4 protein-coding genes are annotated in these 7,385 nt (G+C 25.7%); all 4 read left to right on the top strand.

The features are described from left to right. Positions 1–176 precede the first annotated feature (176 nt). Positions 177–1,499, top strand: a complete 1,323-nt coding sequence (locus tag RDX53_RS01640) for an SH3 domain-containing protein (RefSeq protein ID WP_307993597.1) — start codon at positions 177–179, stop codon at positions 1,497–1,499. 378 nt (positions 1,500–1,877) lie between these two features. Continuing rightward, positions 1,878–2,411, top strand: coding sequence for an FHA domain-containing protein (locus RDX53_RS01635; protein WP_195929462.1), 534 nt, complete (start codon positions 1,878–1,880; stop codon positions 2,409–2,411). A 39-nt stretch (positions 2,412–2,450) separates the two neighbouring features. Continuing rightward, positions 2,451–2,699: an EsaB/YukD family protein gene (locus tag RDX53_RS01630; RefSeq protein WP_295575030.1), complete on the top strand. Its 249-nt coding sequence runs from the start codon at positions 2,451–2,453 to the stop codon at positions 2,697–2,699. 276 nt (positions 2,700–2,975) lie between these two features. After that, positions 2,976–7,370, top strand: a complete 4,395-nt coding sequence (gene essC, locus RDX53_RS01625; protein WP_307993595.1) for a type VII secretion protein EssC — start codon at positions 2,976–2,978, stop codon at positions 7,368–7,370. The last annotated feature ends 15 nt before the right edge of the window (positions 7,371–7,385 follow it).

The raw sequence follows: 7,385 nt of genomic DNA, 5'->3' as shown, positions 1-7,385 counted from the left end.
AACCTATTAACTAAACCAACGGAATCTCCGATTCGTTGTCGCCATGAAGGAAGTGAATTTTTTATATGAGAACAACTTTCTAGTAAAATATTGTAAATTATAGAAAATAATTGTAAAAATCGTTTTTTTGTTATAAAATGTAGGATATAAAATGGGTATATATTTTGGGAGGAATTATGAAAAATAAAGAAATAGCAAAGATTCTAACAATCGCAACAATTGTTGGGAATATGAATATGGCTTTTGCAGAAAATGTAGACAATATAAATGGGAATAATACTTTGACAACTACAATAAGCCAACAATCATCAACAGTAATAAAAACGGGGATAACAACTGCAAGTCTAAATGTAAGAAAAGGACCATCAACAAGTTATAGAGTAATAGGTGGATTATCAAAAGGTGCGAAGGTAGAAATAGTAGAAGTTAGCACTACAGGATGGTATAAGATCAAATTTAAAAACGAATACGGATATGTATCAAATAAATACGTTGAAGTTGATAAAAAAGATGAATCATCAGAACAAAAACCACCAACAGTAATAAAAACAGGAATAACAACAGCTGGACTAAATGTAAGAAAAGGGCCATCGACAAGTTATGGAGTAATAGGTGTGCTATCAAAGGATACAAAAGTAGAAATAGTAGAAGTTAGCACTACAGGATGGTATAAGATTAAATTTAAAAATGAATACGGATATGTATCAAACCAATATGTAGCAGATAAAAATTCAGGAGAAGGAACAGTAGAGGGAGATAGAGTTTATCAAAATCCTAGCAACTACTTCCAAATACAAGAAAATATAAGCTTTAAAGGACAAGGAAATTATATATTAAAAACAGGTACTATGGGACTTAAAGTTAGAAAAGTTCAAGAAAAATTAGGTATGTCAAGAACAAATAAAGCAATAGTAGGACCTGCTACTACTGCTAAGATAAAAGAGTTCCAAAAATCAATGGGATTATCACAAACTGGACAAGTAGATTATACAACATGGAATGCATTAGGACTTTCTGATGATGATTGGCATAATCTTGGAAGTTATGTATCACCTATACAAATTACAAAGAATAGTACAAAAAATGATTGTATTGAAACTATGATAAGTAGAGCGTATGATTATTTAGGAACAGAGTATATAGTAGGTGCATCAGGGCAACCTGGACAAGGAGTAGATTGCTCTGGCTTAGTTATGCAAGCATTATATTCAGTAGGAATAAATCCATTACCAGTTAGTGTAATTAGACATTCTCAACCAGGATATGAATATGAATCTAGAAATCTATTTACATCAAGTAAATTCAAAACAGTTAGCTATGAAGACAGACAAAGAGGAGATTTAATATTCTATTCAGATCAAAATGGAACAATAATACATATTGCAATATATTTAGGAAATGATCAAGTTATAGAAGCATGGCCTGGTAAAGTAGTAGTATGGCCAATAAAAAATAGCCATAGAGATAGAATCGCAGGAGTTAGAAGAGTTTTTAATTAATATATAATTAATTTAATATAGAGTGAAAAAGACTATTTAATAATATCTATTAAATGGTCTTTTTTTAATTCCCAGGAAATGATAAATTATCTGGTTTGTGGATAATAAATATACAATTAAAAAAAGATAAAATACTACAGAAATATATAGAAAAAAGGAGAATAAAAAATAAAATTGAAATATAAATAAGTAGACTATATAAAAGTATAGAAGTTATATAACCTTTGTAAGATGAAGAAGATAAAAAATTTTATAATGATATTACAAAATATTTTACGTTTTGTAACATTATTATGACATTTAAACAGTACTATATAATTATAGTTGGAATTAAAAAAGATGTAATAATAGTAAAAATTATTGTATAGGAGGGTTTAGATGGTAGAATCGGATTATGAATGTGATTATAAATTATATATTCAAAAGAAAAGATTACTAAAGGCATTGGTTTTTATTTTTATATATCAAATAATATTTTTGATTATAGTATTTCTCTCTTTAAATTGCCAAGTAATAAATATAGTCTACCTTATATATTTTTTAGATATAGATTTAATCGCTTCAATATTAACATATATATTGATTTGTAAAAATATATACAGAAGTAAGGATAAAAGTGTATTAATATTATCTAGTTTAAATATATATCCTGATGTACTATTTTTAATAGATAAAGATGAGTATATAATTGGAAAGAAAAAAGAATTAGTTGACGGATGGATAGCAAATCAAAGAATGGTAAGTCGAATACATGCAAAAATAGTTAGAGTGAACAATCGTTTTTTTATAATAGATGAAGAAAGCCTTAATGGAACGTATTTAAATGGAAAAAAACTAACTAAAAAATATATAAAACGCTTAAAAATAGGAGATAGAATTAGATTTGCAAACGTAGAATTTGAAGTAAAATAGGATTTGAAAATCATGACTATTTTGTAAAGGGGGAGCATTATGGAAGAAGTTATAACTGTTGTATTATACTTTCATAGATTAAAAAAGCAAGTAGATTTACAAGTACCAATAAATATATCTGCTACTGAATTTGTAATAGGGGTGAATGAAGCATACAATTTAGGTATAGATATAAATGATTTATCAAAATGTTATCTAAGAAGTGAAAATCCAATAGCCTTATTAAAGGGAGAGAGAACATTAAAAGATTTTAATTTAATAAACGGAAGTATTATAAATATTTTATAGAATATAGAAAGTGATATTGCCTTTATATTTTGTAACTAATATAATTTTCATGAATATGCTTGAAATAAATTTAAACATTTTAAAGTGTTTAGTAAGGAGTTATTTATAAGGAGTTCGATTAGTATGCATAATTTTAAACTTATAATATACGGAAGAAATATATATAGAGAAGAAGTATTAAATAATCAGTTTGAAGTTATAAAGCTTTGAACAACAGTAGATTGTGACATTAGATTTAATGAGAATATATTTTTAAAATCATTTAAAATAAAATTCTTGAGAAACAATGATTTATGGACAATAGTTTGTGATGAAAATACAGAAATTCATTCACATAAAAAAATACTAAAATCAAAAGAATTATATAATGGAGATAGTATTTCAATTAAATACACTCAAACAGATATAAATATTTTTAATATAGACTATTTAGTAGATTTTGATGTTATTCAAAATTATGACAGAATTATAAATATAAGTAATTTATCACAAATAAAAATAGGAGGAACACTTAATTGTGATATTTATATTGAAGATAATATTGCTAAAAATGAATTTATAACTCTTCAAAAGAGTGAAAATAAATATATATTAATTGATAATCAAACTACATATGGAGTTTATTTAAATGGGAGAAAGATAAATTCAAAGTCATTTTTAAATGATTATGATTTTTTTATGGTTGTTGGATATAGTTTTTATTTAAAAGAAGGAAATTTATATACAACTTCAAATGATGCAATAAATCCTTTAACATTAGAGTCATTTTATATTCAAAACAGTAAAAATGTATTGAAGTATCCTAAATATAATATAACAACAAGAAAAAAATACACAATTCCAGAAGAAGAAATAGAAATCTTACCGCCAAAACAGAAACCTAGACAGCCTAGAAAAAATATATTTTTATTGTTATTTCCATCTATAGGAATGATTATATTAATTATACTATTAAGAGGATTTATATCAGGGGGAGGAACCTTTGTAATTTATGGGGTTTGCTCAATGATACTTACTTTGATAGTATCTATTTTTAGTTATTATTATAGTCAAAAAGATTATGAAAAAGAAGTTGAAGAAAGAGAAAATAGTTATTTAAGATATATTGAAGAAAAGAAAAAGGAAATTATAGAAATAAGAAAAAGAGAACAAATAGTAATGAGGAAAATGTATAGATCTATGGATGCTAATTTAAAATCAGTAGAAGATTTTGATAGTTTATTTGATAGAGATAAAAATGACGAAGATTTTTTATATGTTAGAGTAGGAACAGGGCAATTACCTGCGATTTGTAAAATTAATTATAAATATCCAGATTTTAAAGATTTACAAGACCCTTTATTAGATATACCAGAGAGTATTGAAAAAGGGTATAAAAATCTTATAAATATACCTATAGTTTCAAGATTTTCAGAAGATAATGCAGTAGGAATATTAGGTGAGGATGAACAATTATTTGATATTTTAATAAATATAACTATCGATTTAGCAACAAGACAGTATTATAAAGATGTTAAGTTTATATATATTTTTCATAAAAATGATAGAAAAAGAATGACATGGTTTAGATGGTTTAAACATGTTGAAAATGACGATTTAGGTATAAGAAATATGGTTTATGATGAGGAAAGTACTTCTATAATATTTGACTATATGTATTCAATATTATCAAAAAGGGAGCAACAAAAGGAAGGTAATTTGTTTTCTCCATATTTTGTAGTATTTGTATTTGATAATATGGAATTAAAAACTCATCCAGTATCAAAATATATACAAAATGCTAAAGATTATGGATTTATTTTTGTATTTTTTGAACATTATTATGAATTGTTGCCAAAAGGATGTGCAGAAATAGTCAAATTATCACCAAAGAAAAATGAGGGTTATATATTTAAAACTACAAGTAGTGAAAATAAGATACAGTTTGCTTATGAACCAATAAGCTCTATAAAGGCTTTTGAAATTGCTATAAAAATGGCTGCAATATCTGTAGAAGAAGTAAGTCTTGATAATGAACTTACAAAAAATATTACACTATATGAATTGTTAAATATAATGGATGCTAAGGATTTGGATTTAAAAGAGAGATGGCAAAGTTCTAGAATTGATGAAAGTATAGCTGTACCTTTAGGAATAAAAATGAAAAATAAAAAAATATATCTAGATTTGCATGAAAAATATGATGGACCACATGGATTAGTAGCTGGAACTACAGGTTCTGGTAAAAGTGAAGTATTGCAAAGTTATATTTTATCAGCGAGCACATTATATCATCCTTATGAGTTAGGATTTTTAATAATAGACTTTAAAGGTGGAGGAATGGTAAATCAATTAAAAAACTTACCTCATCTAATTGGGTCAATTACTAATATAGAAGGAAGAGAAATACAAAGGTCATTAAAATCTATAAAAGCAGAGTTAAAAAAGAGACAGGAATTATTCGCACTTCAAAATGTAAACCACATCGATGAATATATAGAAATATACAGACAAAATAAAGACATAACTCCGCTACCACATTTAATTATCATAGTAGATGAATTTGCAGAATTAAAAATGGAATATCCAGAGTTTATGAAAGAATTAATATCAGCAGCCAGAATAGGTCGTAGTTTAGGGGTACACCTAATACTGGCTACACAAAAACCTTCAGGTGTAGTTGATGCACAAATATGGAGTAACTCTAAGTTTAAACTTTGTCTAAAAGTACAGACAAAAGAAGACAGCAATGAAGTATTAAAAACCCCTCTTGCAGCTGAGATAACTGAGCCGGGGAGAGCATATTTACAAGTCGGAAATAACGAAAAGTTCGATTTATTTCAATCAGCATATAGTGGAGCGAAAACACCAAATGGAGATTTAAATGACAAAAATATATTTGAGCTTTATCAAATAAATTTATGGGGAAAAAAGAAATTAGTTTATACAAATAGACAAAAGGATGAAGAAAATAGAAAAACACAGCTAGAAGCTATAGTAGATAGAATAAAAGATTATTGTGATTTAAATAATATACCTAAATTACAAGGAATATGCCTACCGCCTCTTAATGACATAATTTATTTAAAAGACCTAAGAAATACATTTAGAGATATACAAAAGGGGATATCTGTTTTAATAGGAATATTTGATGATCCAGATAATCAAATACAAGAGGAACTGAGTATAAACTTATCTAATAATACATATATAATAGGTTCTTCGTTATCAGGAAAGACAATATTACTAGAAACTATATTATGTGACTTGATTAAAACATATACGCCAAAAGATGTAAATATATATATTATTGATTGTGGAAATATGGCTCTTAGAATATTTGAAGATTCAAAAATAATCGGTGGTGTAACTATTACTTCTGAGGAAGAGAGAATAAACAACTTACTTAGAATGTTAAAGATAGAAATTGAAAAGAGAAAACAAGTATTTTTAAAACATATGGTTGGAACTTATTTAAATTATATTGAGTCAGGATTTAGGGATATGCCACAAATCATTTTAATAATAGATAATATAACTGCATTTAGAGAATATTATCCAGGATATGATAATGAAATATTGATGTTATCAAGAGAGGGTCAGAGTGTAGGTATAAACCTTATAGTTACAGGAATGCAGACAAATTCATTAAATAGCAGAATGTTATCTAACTATCCAACAAAAATATCTCTTCATTGCAATGACAAATCAGAATATTCTAATTTACTTGGTAGAAGTCAAGTTTATTTAAAAGATACTCCAGGCAGAGGTCTTATAGTTTTAGATAAAAGAATATTGGAGTTTCAGACTGCACTTCCAGTAAGAGGAGATAAAGAATTAGACAGAAGTAAAAATATACAAGAATTAATAAAACACTCGAATTTAACTTATAAAAATATAAAAGCTAAAAAAATACCTCAAGTGCCACCAGTTATTTACTTTAATAAATTATTTGAAGAAGAAATGGATCTATTTAAACATAAATATAAAATTCCAATAGGCATAGATTACAACAGTATAGAATATGTGTACTTTGATTTATTAGAAAATAGCTTATTTGCAGTAGTTGGAAGGGACAAAAGTGGAAAAACAAATTTTATTATGAATATACTTTCAACAATAAATAAAACAATATTTTTAAACAAAACAAAAGCATACATAATAGATAGCTCTAAACGCCAGTTATCACAAACAAAACAATATGGATTTGTAGAAAAATATACATTAGATTTATCTGATATAGAAATAATTGTAGACGATATTTATGATGAATTTGAAGAAAGACAGGATTTTTATAAAGATAATATTGAAGATATGGATGAAAATGAAATATTAGAGAAATTACCACTGTATTTAATAGTAATAGACAACAATAAATTTATAAATGAAATAAGTAAAAATAAAGAACTTAATACTAAATTTATGAATATGATAAAGAGTTTTAAAAATTATAAAATGTCTATAATTTTTACAAACATAGAAAATAGCAATCTATCTTATAATGCTCCAGAAATATTAAAAAAAATAAAAGAAAACAAAAGGGCAATTATATTTGAAGATTTAACTAATTTAAAATTATTTGATGTTAGCATGAAACAATCTAGAGAATTTTCAAAACCAATATCATTAGGGGATGGATATTTGCTTGAAAATGGAGAATATACAAAAATAAAGACAATAAAATACGATTAGTAAATATATTTATTA

Source organism: uncultured Intestinibacter sp. (assembly GCF_902468165.1).
GTDB lineage: Bacteria > Bacillota > Clostridia > Peptostreptococcales > Peptostreptococcaceae > Intestinibacter.
This window is presented reverse-complemented; position numbering and strand designations above follow the sequence as displayed.